This is a genomic window from Streptomyces sp. NBC_00005, from assembly GCF_045160215.1.
Taxonomy (GTDB): Bacteria; Actinomycetota; Actinomycetes; order Streptomycetales; family Streptomycetaceae; genus Streptomyces.
The window spans coordinates 10,577,559-10,594,402 of record NZ_CP108316.1; the positions used below are offsets into that span (position 1 = coordinate 10,577,559).

General features: G+C 68.8%; 13 protein-coding genes and 1 pseudogene. 7 read left to right on the forward strand and 7 right to left on the reverse strand.

What is annotated here, in order from left to right; translation table 11 throughout:
• Nucleotides 1-4 precede the first annotated feature (4 nt).
• From OG303_RS48360 to OG303_RS48375, 4 genes are all read left to right on the forward strand, one after another.
• Complete coding sequence (locus OG303_RS48360) at nucleotides 5-1,276, forward strand: ABC transporter substrate-binding protein (RefSeq protein ID WP_405876414.1); 1,272 nt, start codon at nucleotides 5-7, stop codon at nucleotides 1,274-1,276.
• 90 nt (nucleotides 1,277-1,366) lie between these two features.
• Nucleotides 1,367-4,570: a family 78 glycoside hydrolase catalytic domain gene (locus tag OG303_RS48365; protein WP_405876415.1), complete on the forward strand. Its 3,204-nt coding sequence runs from the start codon at nucleotides 1,367-1,369 to the stop codon at nucleotides 4,568-4,570.
• Nucleotides 4,571-4,796: 226 nt separating this feature from the next.
• Nucleotides 4,797-7,844 (forward strand): family 78 glycoside hydrolase catalytic domain, encoded by a 3,048-nt coding sequence (locus OG303_RS48370; RefSeq protein ID WP_405876416.1) that lies wholly within the window; start codon nucleotides 4,797-4,799, stop codon nucleotides 7,842-7,844.
• Between the two features lie 320 nt (nucleotides 7,845-8,164).
• Nucleotides 8,165-8,494, forward strand: coding sequence for a hypothetical protein (locus tag OG303_RS48375; RefSeq protein WP_405876417.1), 330 nt, complete (start codon nucleotides 8,165-8,167; stop codon nucleotides 8,492-8,494).
• 381 nt (nucleotides 8,495-8,875) lie between these two features.
• Here OG303_RS48375 and OG303_RS48380 read toward each other — a convergent pair whose 3' ends face one another.
• From OG303_RS48380 to OG303_RS48400, 5 genes and pseudogenes are all read right to left on the reverse strand, one after another.
• Nucleotides 8,876-9,352, reverse strand: coding sequence for a hypothetical protein (locus OG303_RS48380; RefSeq protein ID WP_405876418.1), 477 nt, complete (start codon nucleotides 9,350-9,352; stop codon nucleotides 8,876-8,878).
• A 379-nt stretch (nucleotides 9,353-9,731) separates the two neighbouring features.
• A complete protein-coding gene (locus OG303_RS48385; RefSeq protein WP_405876419.1) occupies nucleotides 9,732-10,187 on the reverse strand; it encodes a DUF6069 family protein in 456 nt (151 codons plus the stop codon).
• A gap of 298 nt (nucleotides 10,188-10,485) precedes the next feature.
• Nucleotides 10,486-11,484: an RNA polymerase subunit sigma-70 gene (locus tag OG303_RS48390; protein ID WP_405876420.1), complete on the reverse strand. Its 999-nt coding sequence runs from the start codon at nucleotides 11,482-11,484 to the stop codon at nucleotides 10,486-10,488.
• 120 nt (nucleotides 11,485-11,604) lie between these two features.
• Nucleotides 11,605-11,727: pseudogene (locus OG303_RS48395) on the reverse strand (IS5/IS1182 family transposase); the annotation flags it as partial.
• 113 nt (nucleotides 11,728-11,840) lie between these two features.
• Nucleotides 11,841-12,245: a hypothetical protein gene (locus OG303_RS48400; protein ID WP_405876421.1), complete on the reverse strand. Its 405-nt coding sequence runs from the start codon at nucleotides 12,243-12,245 to the stop codon at nucleotides 11,841-11,843.
• A 228-nt stretch (nucleotides 12,246-12,473) separates the two neighbouring features.
• On the opposite strand from OG303_RS48400, the gene OG303_RS48405 reads away from it, so the two are divergent.
• The 3 genes from OG303_RS48405 to OG303_RS48415 all read left to right on the forward strand — a co-directional run bounded on the left by OG303_RS48405 (nucleotide 12,474) and on the right by OG303_RS48415 (nucleotide 15,402).
• Nucleotides 12,474-13,631: a PLP-dependent cysteine synthase family protein gene (locus OG303_RS48405; RefSeq protein WP_405876422.1), complete on the forward strand. Its 1,158-nt coding sequence runs from the start codon at nucleotides 12,474-12,476 to the stop codon at nucleotides 13,629-13,631.
• Nucleotides 13,632-13,902: 271 nt separating this feature from the next.
• Nucleotides 13,903-14,880 (forward strand): ABC transporter substrate-binding protein, encoded by a 978-nt coding sequence (locus OG303_RS48410; RefSeq protein ID WP_405876423.1) that lies wholly within the window; start codon nucleotides 13,903-13,905, stop codon nucleotides 14,878-14,880.
• 207 nt (nucleotides 14,881-15,087) lie between these two features.
• A complete protein-coding gene (locus tag OG303_RS48415) occupies nucleotides 15,088-15,402 on the forward strand; it encodes a hypothetical protein (RefSeq protein WP_405876424.1) in 315 nt (104 codons plus the stop codon).
• Here the strand turns inward: OG303_RS48415 and OG303_RS48420 are convergent.
• Nucleotides 15,384-16,496 (reverse strand): alcohol dehydrogenase catalytic domain-containing protein, encoded by a 1,113-nt coding sequence (locus OG303_RS48420; RefSeq protein WP_405876425.1) that lies wholly within the window; start codon nucleotides 16,494-16,496, stop codon nucleotides 15,384-15,386. The two genes, OG303_RS48415 and OG303_RS48420, sit on opposite strands and share 19 nt — an antisense overlap.
• Nucleotides 16,497-16,519: 23 nt before the next feature.
• A complete protein-coding gene (locus OG303_RS48425) occupies nucleotides 16,520-16,837 on the reverse strand; it encodes a 2Fe-2S iron-sulfur cluster-binding protein (RefSeq protein WP_405876426.1) in 318 nt (105 codons plus the stop codon).
• Between the last annotated feature and the right edge of the window lie 7 nt (nucleotides 16,838-16,844).

A 16,844-nucleotide genomic window follows, 5' to 3' on the forward strand; every position in this document is an offset into this window, starting at 1 on the left:
CATCATGAAGACACGCAAACCGGCGGTCCTGCTGGCCGCGGTGACAGCGACTGCCGTCCTGGCCGCCTGCAGCGGCGGCACCAACGCGGGCGACTCCGGCGGCGGTGGCGGTTCCAAGACCCTGACGCTCGCCTCGGTCGACCAGGGCTCCGTCGAGGACGTCGTCAAGGCGTTCGAGAAGGCCAACCCGGGCGTCAAGGTCCGCTACACCACCAGCGGCGCCGACCAGTACCAGCAGCAGATCCGCACCCAACTCTCCTCGGGCACCGCACCCGACGTGATGTCCGTCTGGCCGGGCAACGGCAACCCCGCCGCCACCTACGTCCTGGCCAAACCCGGTTACCTGCGTGACCTCTCGGACCAGCCCTGGGCCGCCAAGCTGCCCGACGCGATCAAAACCGTCGCCCAGTACAAGGGGAAGACCTACAACGCCATCTTCGGGCAGAACGGCATCGGCGCGGTCTACAACCAGCAGGCCATGGCAAAGGCCGGACTCACCCCACCCGACACCTGGACCAAGCTCCTGGCGTTCTGCCGGGCCGCGAAGGCCAAGGGAACTCCCGCCTTCGCGCTGGGCAACCAGGACAACTGGGTGACCCAACTCGTGCTGTACGCGCTGGTCGCCACGAACGTCTATGGCGCCGACCGCGACTTCGACAAGAAGATGCAGGCCGGTCAGGCCACCTTCGCCAAGTCGCCGTGGACCACCGCCCTGGACAAGTACCTGACGATGGAAAAGACGGGGTGCTTCCAGAAGAACCCGCTGGGCACCAACTACGAAGCCAGCCAAGGCCTCGCCGCCACCGGCAAGACGCTCGGCATCGTCCAGGGCAACTGGGTGATCGCCCTCCTCAAGGGGAAGAACCCGAAGGGCACGTTCACCTTCAAGGCGCTGCCGGCCACTGACGACACGTCGGCGACCCTCATCCCGGCTGCCGCGGGCGCCGGCTACGGAGTGAACGCCAAGACGAAGAACGAGGGCCTGGCGCTGAAGTTCGTGAACTTCGTGATGTCGCCCGAGGGCATGAACCTGTTCGTCAAGAAGCAGGGCGGTCTGCCCTCACTCCCGGACACGGGCTTTGCGGTCGACCCGTCCCTGACCGAACTCTCCACCTTCATCAAGGCAAACCGCACAGTGCCGTTCATGGACCAGCTGTGGCCCAACGCCAAGGTCCAGCAGACCATGCTCAGCGGGCTGCAGGAGATCTTCAGCGGCCAGTCCACGCCCGACAAGCTCCTCAAGGACATGGACGCCGACTACAAGGCCGGAAGCTGACCATCGCGCCGTCGGCCGTCGGCCGCCGGCGGTGGCCGACGGCGCCCTCTGGCACCTGATTGAAACGTTCAAATCATTGGAGGTCGTGGCATGCCCGATGTCCCGAGCGCGGCCCTGAGCCGTAGACAGGTGGTCGGCACCATGGCCGTCTCCGCGGCCGGGCTGGCTCTGCCCGCGGCCTCATGGCTCCCCACGCAGGCCGCCTACGCCGGCGAAGAAGGTGACGGACAGGGAACGAAGGTCACCGGTCTCGCCGTCGACGGTCGCGAGGACAGCCCGCTCGGTGTCGACGATCCCGCACCGCGACTGAGCTGGCGGGTGGTGGGCGCCGGTGCGGGATGGACACAGTCCGCCTACCGGATCCTCGCGGCGCGCACGGAAGAGGAGCTCGACAGGGGCCGATTGCTGTGGGACAGCGGCAAGGTCCGCTCGTCGGCCCAGACGGACATCGCATGGCGCGGTCCCGCGCCGGCCTCGCGCGACCGGGTCGTCTGGCAAGTGCGGGCGTGGAGCGCCGACGGCCACGCGACACCGTGGAGCCGCTCCGCCTCATGGGAGATGGGGCTCCTCAAGCGCTCCGACTGGGGCGAGGCCCGGTGGATCGAGTACCCGGGCCGCGCCGTCGACCAGCCGCTGCCCGTCTTCGCCCGCGCCTTCCGCGTGGACGAGCGCCGGGGCAGGGTCGTCAGGGCGAGGCTGTACCTCTCAGGTGTCGGACTGCACGTGGCCCGGCTCAATGCCAAACCCGTCACCGACGAGGTGCTCGCTCCCGGCAACTCCAACTACCAACTCTCCACCGAATACCGGGTCTACGACGTCTCTCGCCTCATCCGCCCCGGTGAGAACACCCTGGGCGTCGAACTGGGCCATGGCACGGCCTTGGTGACCCGGTCGGTGACGAATCCGACCACCGGCCGCACCGCCCCGTACAGCTGGTGGCAGAGCCAGTTCAAGGGCAGCGGCAGCCTCGTCGCGCCTGCTGTCCGGGGCGCCACCGCCGTCAAGGTGAGCAGCGTGGCGAACTATCACGTCGGCGGCACCGTCAACATCGACACCGGCGACGGCGGCGAGCACCTGGAGTCGCGCACCATCACCGTGATCGGCACCGCCGGCGCCGACGGCACCGGCCTCACCTTCGAGCCCGCGCTGGCCTCCGGCCACGAGAATGGCGCCGCCGTCACCGGCTCCGGCAACTCCCTTGCGAGCACCGACCCGAGCGCGGGCGCCGCCGTCACGCCCCGGCTGATCACCCGTCTGGAACTCACCCACGCCGACGGGACGGTCGAGACCGTCGTCAGCGACCGCTCGTGGAAGACGGCCCTCGGCCCGACCACCACAGCCAACTGGTACTCCGGCTCCGACTACGACGCCCGTCGCGAGCAGCCCGCCTGGACCGCTCCCGGCGCGGACCTCGGCTCCTCGGCGAGGCGGCGCGACGGGACTGCCATGGGCTGGGTCGACGCCAGCATCGCCCCGCCGCCGAACCTGACCACCGAACTGGTCTGGCGGGTGGCCGAGCCGCTCAAGGTCGTCGACAGACTTCGTCCGGTCAGCGTCACACAGCCGCAGCCCGGCGTGTGGGTCTTCGACTTCGGGCAGAACTTCGCCGGCTGGCCGCTGCTCGCGCTCGACGGCCCGCTCCCGGCCGGTACCACCGTCAAGGTGTATCCCGCCGAGTCGCTCAACGCCGACGGCACCGTCAACCAGGCGTCGATCATGGGCGGCGGTGCCGCCCGCGGCACCAACGTGTTCGCCGCCTACACGTCGTACGGCGACGAGCGTGGCGAGAGGTGGCATCCGCAGTTCCACTACTTCGGCATGCAGTGGCTTCAGGTGACGGGCCTGCCCGAGGGCTACATACCGATCCGGGACACGGTCACCGGCCTGCAGATCCACGCGGACGTGCCGGATGCCGGCTCCGTGCGGACCTCCGACGAGCGGATCAACCGCATTCACCGCATGGCCCGTTACTCGATCATGAGCAACACCATGTCCACCTTCACGGACTGTCCCGGCCGCGAAAAGCTCGCCTATCCCGCCGACTATGTGCAGCCTTTCGGCTCCCTGCACCGCACCTTCGGATACTCCGCCTACCTGCGCACCATGGAGCGGCACCTGGCGGAGGGCCAGTCCAGGTCCGGCGACAACATCGGCAACGTGGCGCTCAAGGCCCCGGTGTACGACTGGGGGTACACCGGCCGGTTCGGCGACGAGATCAACTGGGGTGACGGCATCGTCCTGGTGCCCTGGCTGCTGTACGAGACGTACGGCGACACCCGCACGATGCGCCGCTACTACCCGCAGATGCAGGCCTTTCTGGACTACGTCAGGACCAAGAAGGCCGGCACCGGCGCGGACGCCTACATTGTCGACGCCGCACTGGCCGACTGGATCGCCAGTGAGAACACCTCGGGCCGCATCACCGGAACCTGGGCCTACCACCAGATCGCCGACCGCATGGCTCGTATGGCAGCGCTGATCGGACGCAATGCCGACGCGTCCGCGTACCGCAACCTCGCCTCCAGCATCAAGGACGCTTTCAACGACGCCTTCTACAACGCGGCGCTCGGCCGGTACACAGCCGAGGGCGAGCAGGGCAGTGCCGGGGCGACCCAGGCCGCCCAAGCGCTCGCGCTGGACGAGGGACTGGTACCGGAAGGCGAACGCGGGAAGGTCCTCGACGCGCTGGTCGAACTGGTCCGTGCCCACCAGCCGTTCGGGGGCGGGCCGCATCTCAGTGGCGGCACCATAGGGCTCGCGCCCATCGTCAGGGCTCTGCACGAGGGGGGCCGCGACGACGTCCTCTGGGAGGTCCTCCAGGAGGACACCCGTCCCGGCTACGGCTACTTCATGGCGCCCACGACAGCCAATCCCCACGGCCTGACGACCGTTCCCGAGCAGTGGGACATGGGCAACTCCAAGAACCACATGATCCTGCTGCAGATCGAGGAGTGGTTCCACAGCGGCCTGGCAGGCATCCGCCGGGCGCCCGACAAGGCCGACTACCGCGAGTTGGTGATCGACCCTCGCCCGGTCGGCGGACTCACCCATGTCGAGGGCAGCTACCGCACCCCGTACGGCGTGGTGTCCGCCCGGTGGATCCGTGAGAACGGCAGGTTCCGGCTCGACGTCGAGCTCCCGCCCAACACCACGGCAGAGGTCCGGGTGCCGACCGGCGGACGCACAGCCCAAGTGGCCGGAGACGGTGCGGTGTTCCGGGGCTTGCAGGGGGACCGGGCCACCTACGCCGTGGCCTCGGGGAGACACACGTTCACCACCCGCGACACCCAGTAGATCCGCGGTTCAAGGAGCTCTTCAGCGGACAACTCCATGCCCGAGCCGACCCGTGATCGGTACCGGGAACCGAAAGGAAGACGGTGTGAACCATGAAGCACGCAGTGCAGACGGCGCCGACCGCGATGCCGAGGAGGGAATTTCTACCGGCAGTGACAGAACGGGAGTCCGTCGTCGTACCGTGCTCGCCGCGACAGGCGGCGCAATGTCTCTAGGGGCTGGTGCCATGGGCGGCGGAACGAGTGCGGCGGCAGAAGCGTCGCCTCGCGCGCAGGGCGGCTCGGTGTCGGGCCTGACCGTGGAACACCGCACCGATCCCTTGGGCATGGACGCTGCCCGGCCCCGCTTCGGGTGGCGCATGCGGTCCGCCGCCCGGGGGCGGAGCCAGGGCGCGTACCAGATCCTTGTCGCGAGTTCTCCGGACAAGCTGACCGGTGCCGGGGCCCGTGCCGATGTCTGGAACAGTGGCCGTGTCACCTCGCCCGACTCGGTGGCCGTCCGCTACGGGGGCAAGGCCATGAGGCCCTCGACCCGCTACCACTGGACCGTCAGCGTCTGGGACGCCGAAGGCCGCCCGGCCGGCACCGCGTCTCCCGCGTTCTTCGAGACCGGCCTGATGACCACCGACGGCGTGTCCGGATGGGACGGCGCGCAATGGATCGGGATGCAGGGGAAGACCCCCAACTCGGCCGGCGCACCCATGCTGCGGACAGGAGCAGCCCTGAAGAACCGGTCCCGGGTCCGCGAGGCACGACTGTACGTCTCGGCCCTCGGCGTCTACGACGCCTACGTCAACGGCCACCACGTCACCGTCCCGCAGGACGGCGGCACCACGACCGAACTGCTGCCCCCGGGTTGGACCAACTACGACGCGCGCCTCAACTACCTGACCTACGACGTCACGGACCTCGTGACCCGGGAGCGAGCCGTCACGCTCGCCACCGTCCTCGGCAACGGCTGGTACAACGGCCGCATCTCCGACGGCAGTACGTACTACTCGAAGGACGGCAACGCCCTGGCGGTGAAGGCCAAGTTGCTGATCAGGTACGCCGACGGCACGACGCAGACGGTCGTCACCAGACCGGACGGAGGCTGGAAGGCCACGGACACCGGCCCCTACCGGGCCGACGACATCTACGACGGCCAGACCTACGACGCCCGCAAGGAACTTGCGGGTTGGACGGCGCACGGCTTCGACGACTCCGCCTGGTCCGACGTGGAACGAGTCGTCTTCGAGGACAAGTACCCCGACGTGCAACTCCTCGCCTACCCGGGCGAGACCGCTCGCTTCATGCACCGCTGGGACCGGCGACCGCAGTCGATCACCGTCGCCACCGGAGTGACCGGACAGGACGGCAGTGCCAACGGCAGGGGGCGCATCGTCGTGGACCCGACCCGGACGGTGACGGACCCCGCGAAAGCGGCTTCCGCCCCGGTCACGATCGGCAGCGGCGAGACGGCCGTCTTCGACCTCGGCCAGAACATGGTCGGCGTGGCCCGCTACAGCCTGCGCGGACCGGCCGGAGCACAAGTCGAGTTCAGGTTCGGCGAGATGCTCAACGACGACAGCGCCGGCGCGGACGGCCCCGAGGGCTCCATCTACCGGGCCAACCTCCGCAGCGCCAAGGCCACCAGCACGTACATCCTCAAGGGTGACAGCGACGGCGAGACCCACCAGGACTCCCTGACCTTCTACGGCTTCCGCTACGTGTCCGTCACCGCGACGGACACCGTCACGATCACCGGCCTGACCGGAAAGGTCGCCACCTCCGCGATCCGCGAGATCGGCACCGTCACCACCAACAATCCCGACATCAACCAGCTGGCGAGCAACATACGGTGGGGCCAGCGCGGCAACTACCTCTGGGTACCCACCGACTGCCCGCAACGCGACGAACGCCTCGGCTGGACCGGCGACACCCAGGTCTTCTCCACGACCGGCCTCTACAACGCGGACGCCGGTGTCTTCCTCAGCCACTTCCAGGACACCGTCGTCGATTCGGCTGTCATCTACGGCGCGGACAAGGCGCAGTTCACCGGCGTCGCCCCCGGCGGACGGTACAACTTCCCCGGAGGCGGCAGCGGTTGGGCCGACTGCGGGGTCGTACTCCCATGGACGGTATGGCAGATGACCGGCGACGCGACCGTGGTCGAGCGCAGCTGGCCGGCACTGACCCGCTACCTGGACTGGATCCGGCAGCAGACCGGTGACACCTATGCCGGACAGGGCTCTCTCACCGGTGACTGGCTGGCGCCGCAGAAGACCAGCGCCCAGATGATGAGCGACATCTATTACGGCTATGTCGCCAAGCTGATGGCGCAGCTGGCCCGTTCGATCGGCCGGCCGGCGGAGGGGGAGACGTACGACCGGCTCCTCGCCCGTATCAAGCAGGCGTTCACGGCCAAGTACTTGAGCGCCGAGGGCGGCACGGTCACCGTCAAGTCCAGCCTCGGCGACGCCTCCCCGATCGAACCGGGCGCCGACCCCAACCAGAAGACGGAGGACAACAGCCAGACAGCACTGCTATGGGTCCTCAAGCTCGGCTTCTACGAGACGGAGGCCCAACGCCGCACACTGGTCGGGCTGCTGGCGGCCAACATCGGCAACGACGCGGCCTACAAGGCGGCGCACCCGAACAGCAGCCGGGTCAAGTACGCCGAAAACACGCTGTCCGTCGGCTTCCTCGGCGTCAACGTCCTCGCTCCCGTCCTCACCGACGAGGGCCGCGGGGACCTGGCGTACAAGCTGCTGCACCAGGACGCGCTGCCCTCCTGGCTCTTCTCCGTGAAGAACGGTGCCACCACCGTCTGGGAGCGCTGGAACTCCTACTCCAAGGACGCCGGCTTCGGCCCGGTCAGCATGAACTCCTTCAACCACTACGCCTACGGCGCGATCATGGAGTGGATGTACGCGTACATGGCCGGCATCGCCCGCGATCCGGAGAGCCCCGGCTTCAAGCATTTCGTGCTCCAGCCCCACATCGACCCGACCGGCAGGATCACTCAGGTGTCCGGCTCGTACGAGTCGCCGTACGGCGTGATCGAGAGCGAGTGGAAGCTCGAAGACAGCGGCAGGGACCTCGTGTACGACGTGGCGGTGCCCGCGAACAGCGAGGCAGAACTGCGACTTCCGGCGGCGTCGGTCGATTCCGTCCGCGAAGGACGAACTCCCCTGGCGAGAGCAGAGGGTGCGCGCTTCATCGGTCACACCGACGGTGTTTACGTCTGCCGGTTGACGTCCGGTCGATACCGCATCACCGCCAAGCTCCGGTGAGGGGCAGAAGCTGAGGGGACAGGCGACGTGTTCCGCGGTACCACCCGAGTACCGCGGACGCACGCGTCGGTCAGGGCGGTTCGGTGCTCGCTTTCGTGAACTTCGAGACCGTGGACCACCTGCGCAACGAGTACCAGGTCACCGCCGCGCGTCTCTTGGCCACCTGAGTGGACCTGGTACGGCGGGTGACCGGAGCCGACGGAGGAGAACGTCGGAGATCCGAACCCTGACAGGCTGCCCCTGGCCATCACAGTGGGAAGACGCGTACGACGCTCTTTCCACCCCATGGCCTCCGCCACTTGGGCGTCATGGGCACTTCGGTGGACGACGACGTTACCCAGGTCAAGGGACAGCTGCGTGACGAGAGCGGCGACGCCGTTCCGCCAGTCAGCCGGGGCGATTGCCGGCGGAACGACGATCAGCTCCAGTACGTCCGCAGGATGTGCTGCCGTTCCCTCGATGACGGCGCCACTCAGTGCGAGGTAGTCCGGTGCTGGGTGGAGGTGGCCCAGCGCCTGCTCGCGGACCGCGTCGATGACGCGGCCACGCAGGTCTGTCAGTTGACCCAGAGCGGTCCAGACGATGTGGCCTGCGACGAGACGTACGACTTCTCCTTTGCGTCTGGGGACGATGAGGCCGAGCAGGCCTAGGCGGAAGAGTGCTGCTTCCGACTGGGAGGACGTCACCGCGGCGTCCTTGGACAGCTCGTCGAGCGTCAGCGGCCTGGCGGCGCCGGTGGCGTGGTGATCGACGAGGGCCGTGAGAAGCCGACCTGAGGTCCCGGGGAACAGAGCGGACAGCGGAGTCCGGAAATTCATGGCGCGACCTGACCGTCCGGAGCCGGCGCGCCCATGAGGAACTCGCCGGCGACGATCCGGTTCAGCGCGGCTCTGGACAAGCGAAGCACCCCGATTCTGTGAAGAGTTCAGCCTCTGGGCAGGAAGTGTGGGGTTCTCGCCGGCTCCGCAGGCAGGTGGCATCGACGACGAAGCCGGCGAGAGTCTGATCTCCGGACGCCGCGGTTCGAGCGGTCAGACGCCGGAAGGCCGATCGTTCACGAGCGCCGTGGCGGTTTCGTGGAACCCCTTGAGAACATTGAGGAATCCGGCCCTGCCCCACAGCGCCAGACCCAGAACGGCGACGCCTACTGCCGTCATGTGCACGGCCCCAGGGAGGTCTTGGCCCGACAACGCGCGCAGCGCCGACTGGTCTCCGCGGGCCCAGGCCCGCGTTGCCGCGGCGACGGCGAACTCGTAGTGGGGCGGAGCTGCGGCGGCGACCTCGTCGGTACGCCGAACCAGGTCGCCCAGTTTCCACTGCTTGTCAGTCAACTCCATGATGCTGATGGTGGAGCGCAACAGACCACTCAGGACGGCGTACACCTCTACCCAGCCGCCTGCGTCCAGACCGGCCAGTACCTCTTGAACTGCCATGGCGTCGTGGTCTGTGTAGCCCCGGACTACGTCTATCGCACGGTCACGGGAGGCCTTGTGCGCTGCATCGCTCATGCGGCTCACACTATGGATGCCCGGACGGGCGCGAATCGGTCTCTTGGCGCAGCGCGCCTCGGAAGAAAGCACTAAGACCAACGACCACTCCTCCGCAAACATCGCGGGAGAACACCTGTCCCACGCGGCCATGTTGTCCGCTCGAAGCAGCAGCGAACCCAGAATGACCGAGGGCCCCGACCATCTGTGGTCAGGCCGAACACTCCCTGCTTGGAGGCGCGGCCAGGGAGGCCGACGGGGCAGCCGAGTTCCTTTGCGGCTGCGACTCAGCTTTCGAATTGACCAAGAAAAGGAACCTGGAATGGAGGTGGCAGCGCCGGGGGCACGTTGGTGCGCTCGCGCACGCCCTTGCGCCGCGCGTTGTCCCGTTGCGGGATCGTCAATTGGTCCGGGGGCGGAGGCTCCGCGCCAGGGTGGGGATCATCACCGTCGCAGGGACGAGGTGTAGCCCGAGGAGGGCGGTGGCGGTGGCGGTGTTTGCCCCGGAGAGGAGGGGCGGGACCAACGAGATCGCGGTCAGCGACACTGCGGTCCACACGAATCGCTCGGCAGGGCGAGCGCTCCAACGACGAAGAGCGATGGCAATGACGATGCCCACGACCGAGAAGAAGCCGGTCACCACGGCGAACCCGGACAACGAGATCGTCTCGCCACCATCGGGGACCTCGAAGTCGACGCCAACGGCCTGGGCAAGCGCAGCGGCGAGGGTGGTGGCTACCATCGCTGCGAGCGTGGCAGTGAAGCCGGTGCCGGCGAGCCCGCGGAGTCGGTGGGTGTGGCTGGTCCGGCCCGATGTCGGGCCTGCGCCGACCCCGGTGTCATTCATGCTGTTCATGTCGTTCCTCCGTCATTCGGTAACTGGGGTACGGGGTGGGTTGACTGGCATGTGACGGTCCTGCCCCTGGTGGTGACGATGCGCACCCTCGCCGTGCGACGGCCGGGGTTCCGCAGGGCGCGGACGCCGGTGCCGCGGAGCCAGAACCCGGCGTCGCGTCCGAGGACCGGCCCAGGCTCTCCGTCGCGCAGCTCCAGCTGCACCCGCCCGCGGGTGACGACGCCGAACGCGTCGTGCCACTCGGCCGCGACCACCGCGACACGCGCGCCACCGCGCAGCGCGAGCGTCCACACCGGGACTACTCCGTGCCGTCCGCAGGCAGGCGCTCCGGCAGCCCGAGCCGGGGGAACTGGTCGTCGTGGAAGATGACGATCTCGGTGATCGCCCCGCCGGTGACGCGCAGGACGTCGATCGTCAGCGGCAGGTACGCACCCTCCTGCTCCCGCCAGAGGTAGAAGGCGAGGGCGGGCTGCCGGTTTACCGACGTGAGGACGCAGCGCAGGCGCCCCAGGTCCTCGAACCCGTCCTCGACCCAGTTGTTCACCACCGTGTCGCGACCGACGTACAGGCCCGGGGTGGGCGGCATCGAGCAGCGGACGTCGTCCCGCAGCATGGCAGCGAGACCGTCGACGTCCTTGGCGACGCTCGCGTCGGTGAAGCGGCGCACCAGCTCGCGTGTCCCGGCGTCCTCCTCGCCGCCGGTCCAGTCCTGCCGCTCGGCGGGCAGGTGCTCCCGCATGCCGGCGCGGGCCCGCTGCAGCGCACTGTTCACGGAGTTGACGGAGTCCCCGAGGTGTTCCGCGACGTCCTTCGCCGGCCAGCCGAGCACGTCCCGCAGGATCAGCACGGCCCGCGGGCGCGGCGCGAGGTGCTGGACTGCGACCAGGTAGGCCAGCTCGATCGTCTCCCGCGCGACGGCGACGGTCTCCGGCTCGTCCGCGTCGCCCGCGGGCAGCTCGTCGAGCAGCCGGTCCGGGTAGGGCTGCAGCCACAGCACCTCGCCGCCGGTCGCAGGCTCGGGGCGGCGCTTGGCGAGCAGGTCCAGGCAGGCGTTGGTGGCGATCCGGTACAGCCAGGCCCGGAACGTCGACCGCCCCTCGAAGGTCTCCCGCCGCCGCCAGGCACGGAGGAACGTCTCCTGCACGGTGTCCTCGGCGTCCTCGAACGACCCGAGCATCCGGTAGCAGTGCACGTGCAGCTCCCGCCGGTGCTGCTCCGCCAGCCCCGAGAACGCCGGCTCGTCGACCTCGCCCAGCCCGCTCACGCCCAGCTCCTCCAGCCGCGTGTCCGCACTCATCACGTCATCCTTCCGCCTCGTCGTGTCCCGTCGTAGGTATGACGGGTGCGGGCGCGACAACTCATCACTAGGGTCGGCCGGCACGGCTGCTGAGCGTTTTCCTCCTTGGTCGGTCGGGTTTTGGACGTGGTGGAGAACGAGGATGGCCTGCACCGTTGCGGTCGTCCGGGAGGGGCTGCAGCGCAGCTTGGTCAGGATTTTCTAGGTCTTGAGGGTGGCGACGGCGCGTTCGCCGCGGCAGCGGACGGCACCTGCGGGAACCGATGGAGTGTGAGCCCGTGGATGCGACGTGCGGCTGTGGCCGGCGGAGTAGCGGTGGCGGTGATCGTCCTGCTCCTCGCCGCCTTCTGGGGTGTTCAGAGACTCTGAATCCGCGGGGCCGGCGACGCGAGGGCGCCGCGTCGTATGGTGATCCTTCGTAACCGATCGACTGCGTTGCGTGTGTGATTCATGTGATGGTCGGCAGTCGCGTCCAGCGTCGTCCCGCGCCGTCCGTCCTGCTCATCGGACTGATCCTGCTCGTGGCATCCCATCTGCTGGGTGCCCTGCACGGGCCGGGCTTTCTCAGCCACCACCAGCCGCTCACGCTCACTGCGACCGTCGCGCAGTCGACGGCAGCCGCGGAGCCGGTGGCATTCGGGCCGGATCACGGACATGGTCACGACGTCTTCGATGACACCGTGGAGCACGCGGTCGACCGTGTCCGGGTCTCCGCAGACCGTCCGGTCCACGTGCCTCAGCTCGTCGAGCCGGTCGTCCATCTACCCGGCACGAGCGCATCGCCGGGCCGCGGAGATCCAAGGGGCGGAGCTCTCGCACCAACGGGCGGCCGACCCGCATGTTCCAGGCTTTGTGTCTGGCGGCAGTAGGCACGACCCGCACGCCCCCACCGTGTCCGCGTCGCGACGGCAGCGGACCGCGGTCAGGCGTGCCCGCGCGCCCTGCACCGCGCCCGCCCGAACAAGCGGGCGCGAAGGAGCCGTACGCCCATGGATCTCTCCCTGCTCGAATCCCTCGCCTCGGTCGGGGCCGACGCCCCTGTTCCCCCGATCGCCCGCCGCCCGGCACACCTAGTGGGCAACACCCCGGTCCTGTGGATCGACGAGCCGTTCGCCCCGCCGGGCCGCGGCTTCCACGCCAAGCTGGAAGGCACCAACCCCGGCGGCATCAAGGACCGACCCGGCCTGTACATGGTCCGGGAGGCGCGGCGCCGCGGAGAGCTCGCGCCCGAGGCGCCGATCGTCGAGTCCTCCAGCGGCACCCTCGGCCTCGGGCTCGCCCTGGCCGGGCTGACCTACGGCCATCCCGTCACCGTCGTCACGGACCCGGGCATGGAGCCGTCGATGGTCCGGCTGCTCACCGCACTCGGCGCGCACGTCGAGCAGGTGGCCGCACCGCATCCCGACGGAGGCTGGCAGCGGGCCCGCCGTGAGCGGGTCGCCGAACTGATGGCCCGCACACCGGGCGCGTACTGCCCGGACCAGTACCACAACCCCGACAATACGGCCGCCTACCGCCCGATGGCCGCCGAGCTCATGGCCCAACTCGGCCGTGTCGACGTCCTGGTGGCGGCGGTGGGCACGGGCGGGCACTCGGCCGGTATCGCGGCGGGACTGCGCGAGTCGTGTCCCGAGCTGCGGCTTATCGGGGTGGACGCGGTCGGCTCGACGATTTTCGGGCAGCCTGCCGGGTCGCGGCTGATGCGGGGTCTGGGGTCGAGCATCCACCCCTCCAACGTCGACTACGCGGCCTTCGCGGAGGTCCACTGGGTGGGCCCGGCCGAGGCGGTGTGGGCCTGCCGGCAGTTGGCTCGCCGTCACTACGCGTCCGGGGGCTGGAGTGTCGGAGCCGTGGCACTGGTGGCCGGGTGGGTGGCGCGGACGTACCCCGTCGGAACCCGGATCGCCACCGTCTTTCCGGATGGCCCGCACCGCTACCTGGAGACCGTCTACAACGACGCCTGGTGCCGCGAGCACGACCTCCTCGGCCACGAACCTCCGCCCGAGCCCGGCGTGATCGGCGAGCCGGACGAGCGCGTGGTGACCGGCTGGACGAGGTGCGGCCGGGTGCGGGATCCGCTGGCGCGCGAGGCAGTGGCGAAGGCGGAGCTGTCGCAACCTCTCTTGTCCGGAGTGCTGACACGGTGAAGGCGGGTGTGTAGATTGCGGCCGTCAACAAAATGCACAACATCTGGTGTGCTGCTGAGCCGCGGCCGGGCAAGCGTGGTCCTGCGCCTGCCTCTCCTGCCTCGTCACCCCTGTCTCCGGTGCCGGGCTGCGGGAGTGTCGGGTGGCGCATACGGCGGCACAAGCATCCTCCTGGTCGCCGAGGGCTCATGAGGTCCACCTTCTTGCGCAGCGCTTGTTCATGCACCGCAGTGTTCACGCCGTTCACAGTGCTTTCCGTCAGGAGGAGCTCATGCAAAGGCGCGTTCTCGGGCTTGGGGCAATGCTCATGACCTTCGTCGGCATGGCCGGTTGTGGGACTTCGGGGTCGGGGACGAGTGATGCTGCGCCCTCGGGAGGGAACAAGACGGCGACGGTCAAAGTGGGCATCATTCCCATCGTCGATGTGGCTCCGCTCTATCTGGGGCAGCAGAAGGGGTTTTTCAAGAGCCGCGGCATCAACCTGCAGATGGTGAGTGCCCAGGGGGGCGCGGCGATCATTCCCGGTGTGGTGAGCGGACAGTTCCAGTTCGGGTTCAGCAACACCACGTCGTTGATGCTCGCGCAGGTCAAGGGAGTTCCGGTCAAGTCCGTGGTCAACGGCGCCGCCTCAAATGGCAAGGTTGGCAGCGACGTCACGGGCGTGGCGGTCAATAAGGACAGCTCGATCAAGTCGGCCAAGGATCTCGCCGGACACACGGTGGCGGTGAACACCCTGCAGAACATCGGGGACACCACGGTGCGCGAGTCGGTCCGCAAGGCCGGCGGAGACCCGTCGAAGGTCAGGTTCGTCGAGATCGCGTTCGACCAGATGCCGGCCGCCCTGGACGCCGGGCGGGTGGACGCCGCCTGGATGGGCGAGCCGGCGCAGACGATCGCCAAGGCGCAGGGCGCCCGTATCGTGGCCTCGCCGTTCGCCGAGACAGACCCGAAGCTCACCGTGGCGACGTACTTCACTTCGACGCAGCTCATACGGAAGAACCCCGACTTGGTGAAGAGGTTCACCGAAGCAATGGCCGAGTCGCTGCAGTACGCATCAGGCCACCCCGACGAGGCACGCCAGACCCTCACCAGCTACACCAAGATCAGCGGTGACGTCCTGCAGAACCTCACGCTGCCCAGCTGGCCGGCGCAGGTCGACATGGCTTCGCTGGAAAAGCTCGCCTCTCTCAGCGAGAAGGACGGCCTCTTCGGCGACAAGAAGCCCGATCTGAACGCCTTGTTCTCATGACCTGTACCGATTTCACCTCGCAGCGGCCACTTGGATGAGCCGTCGCTTGTCGAGGAGGTCCTGGGGCATGAACCCCCGGCTTTGATCGCCCAGTTGGACGCCGCCTGCCCGGCGGTCGACGAGCTCGCCGAAGCCACGGCGTGGGCGTTCGCTGAGCATCCGGACTCCGACGTCCTGAACGATCCTCGCCGGGCGCGATGAACCCTCGTGCCGGACGTGCTCCTCCACGCCGGGGGAAATATCGCCACGGCGGGCGGCTGTCCCGCGTCCTGGTACCTCGCCCCCTGGGTGATCACGCGCACCTGCCGGGAGGACGCCGCGCGCGCCGTCATCGGCTGTGCTGTGCCGGTCGGCGGGAACCAGAAGGCGGCGAGCGTGCCCCTGCGCGCTGTCCGCGTGGGCGAGGCCGCGCTGCGCCTGCCGACCGCCTTACCGTGCCGAAGCCCGCAGGGGTCGGGACCGGCCGCCGCGGAACCCGGCACTCCGGCGTCGGCTCACCGCACTCAGATCTCCACGAAGTAGCTCGTGAACCCGCCCTCACCGCTCGACACGCCGGAGATCGCGTCGTTGATCTCGTCGAGCGGCCAGGACTTGGGCTGGAGCACGGCGACATCGATCGCTCCGCTGCCCAGCAGCCCGGCCAGTTCCAGGCCCTCGGCGGCTGTGAACCAGACCGAGCCGATGAGTTCCATCTGCTCGTCCATCCACCACTTCACATCGACGCCCAACTCGCCGGCCGTACCGCCGATGTTGACGATCCGGCCGCCGCGGCCGACCCCGTGCATCGCGTCCCCCAACGAGTCGAGCGAGGCGACGGCGCCGAGGGTGTCGATCATGAAGTCCGCGCCCCGGCCCCCGGTGCGCGACTTCACCCAGGCCTCCGTGCCGCCGCCGCGGTTGGAGAAGATCTCGATGCGGTCCGGGGCGAGTTCCGCCAGCCGCTCCAGCAGTGGTACACCGCGCGCGACGGCGAAGATGCGGGAGACACCGAGCGCCAGGGCGACGAGCGTGACGCCGACACCGAGGGTGCCCGTCGCGCCGTTGACGATCAGTGACTTGCCGGCCAACGGGCCGAGCTTCTTGACCGCCGCGTACGACGTGCCGAGGTAGCCGAGCCGGGTGGCCTGCCGGAACTCCAGGTTGTCGGGGATCTTCACCAGTGCGCTCTGCGGCGCGAGCATGTACTCGCAGAAGCCGCCGTAGGGGTAACGCGCGAACATGTCGAGGCTGTTGGGGTTGTAGCCGAAGTAGCCGCCCAGGGTCCAGTAGTCGCACTTCTGCGGTGTGCTCGACCCGCAGGCGTGGCAGGCACCGCACGAGCGGCCCGGGTTGACGTAGACGCGGTCTCCCGGCCTGACGCCGACGACCTGCTCGCCGATCTCGTGCACGACGCCCACGGGGTCGAGCCCGAAGATCGCCGGGAGCGGGGGCAGTGGCATCTGGGGGTACCACGTCTGCCAGTTGGCGAGGACGTTGGCCAGGTTCGGCACCATGCCGCAGCCCCTGACGGCCACCACGACGTCCGTGCCGCTCGCGGTCGGCCGCTCCACGTCCTCGATCTGCATCTTCTCGCCGACGGCGTGCAGCCGCGCGGCGCGCATCAGTTCGGTCATCATCTCTCTCAATGCTCGGGGGGCGATCAGGACTCGGGTGCGATCGTCACGCGCATCCCGTCGAGGGCAGGGCCGAAGACGACCTGGCAGGACAGCCGGGAGTTCTCCGCCAGGTCGTCACAGGCGTCGAGGAGGTCCTCCTCGTCCGCCGATCTGGGGGAGAGTTCGGCACAGGCGGGCAGGCTGTCGACGTAGACGTGGCAGGTCGCGCAGGAGAGCGAGCCGCCGCAGATCGCCTCCAGTTCCTCGACGCCCGCGTTGCGGATGTTCTGCATGAGGGACAGACCGGTGCTTGCTTCGACCGGGTGTGACGTGCCGTCCCGGGTCGTGACTGTGATCTGCATGGTGTTG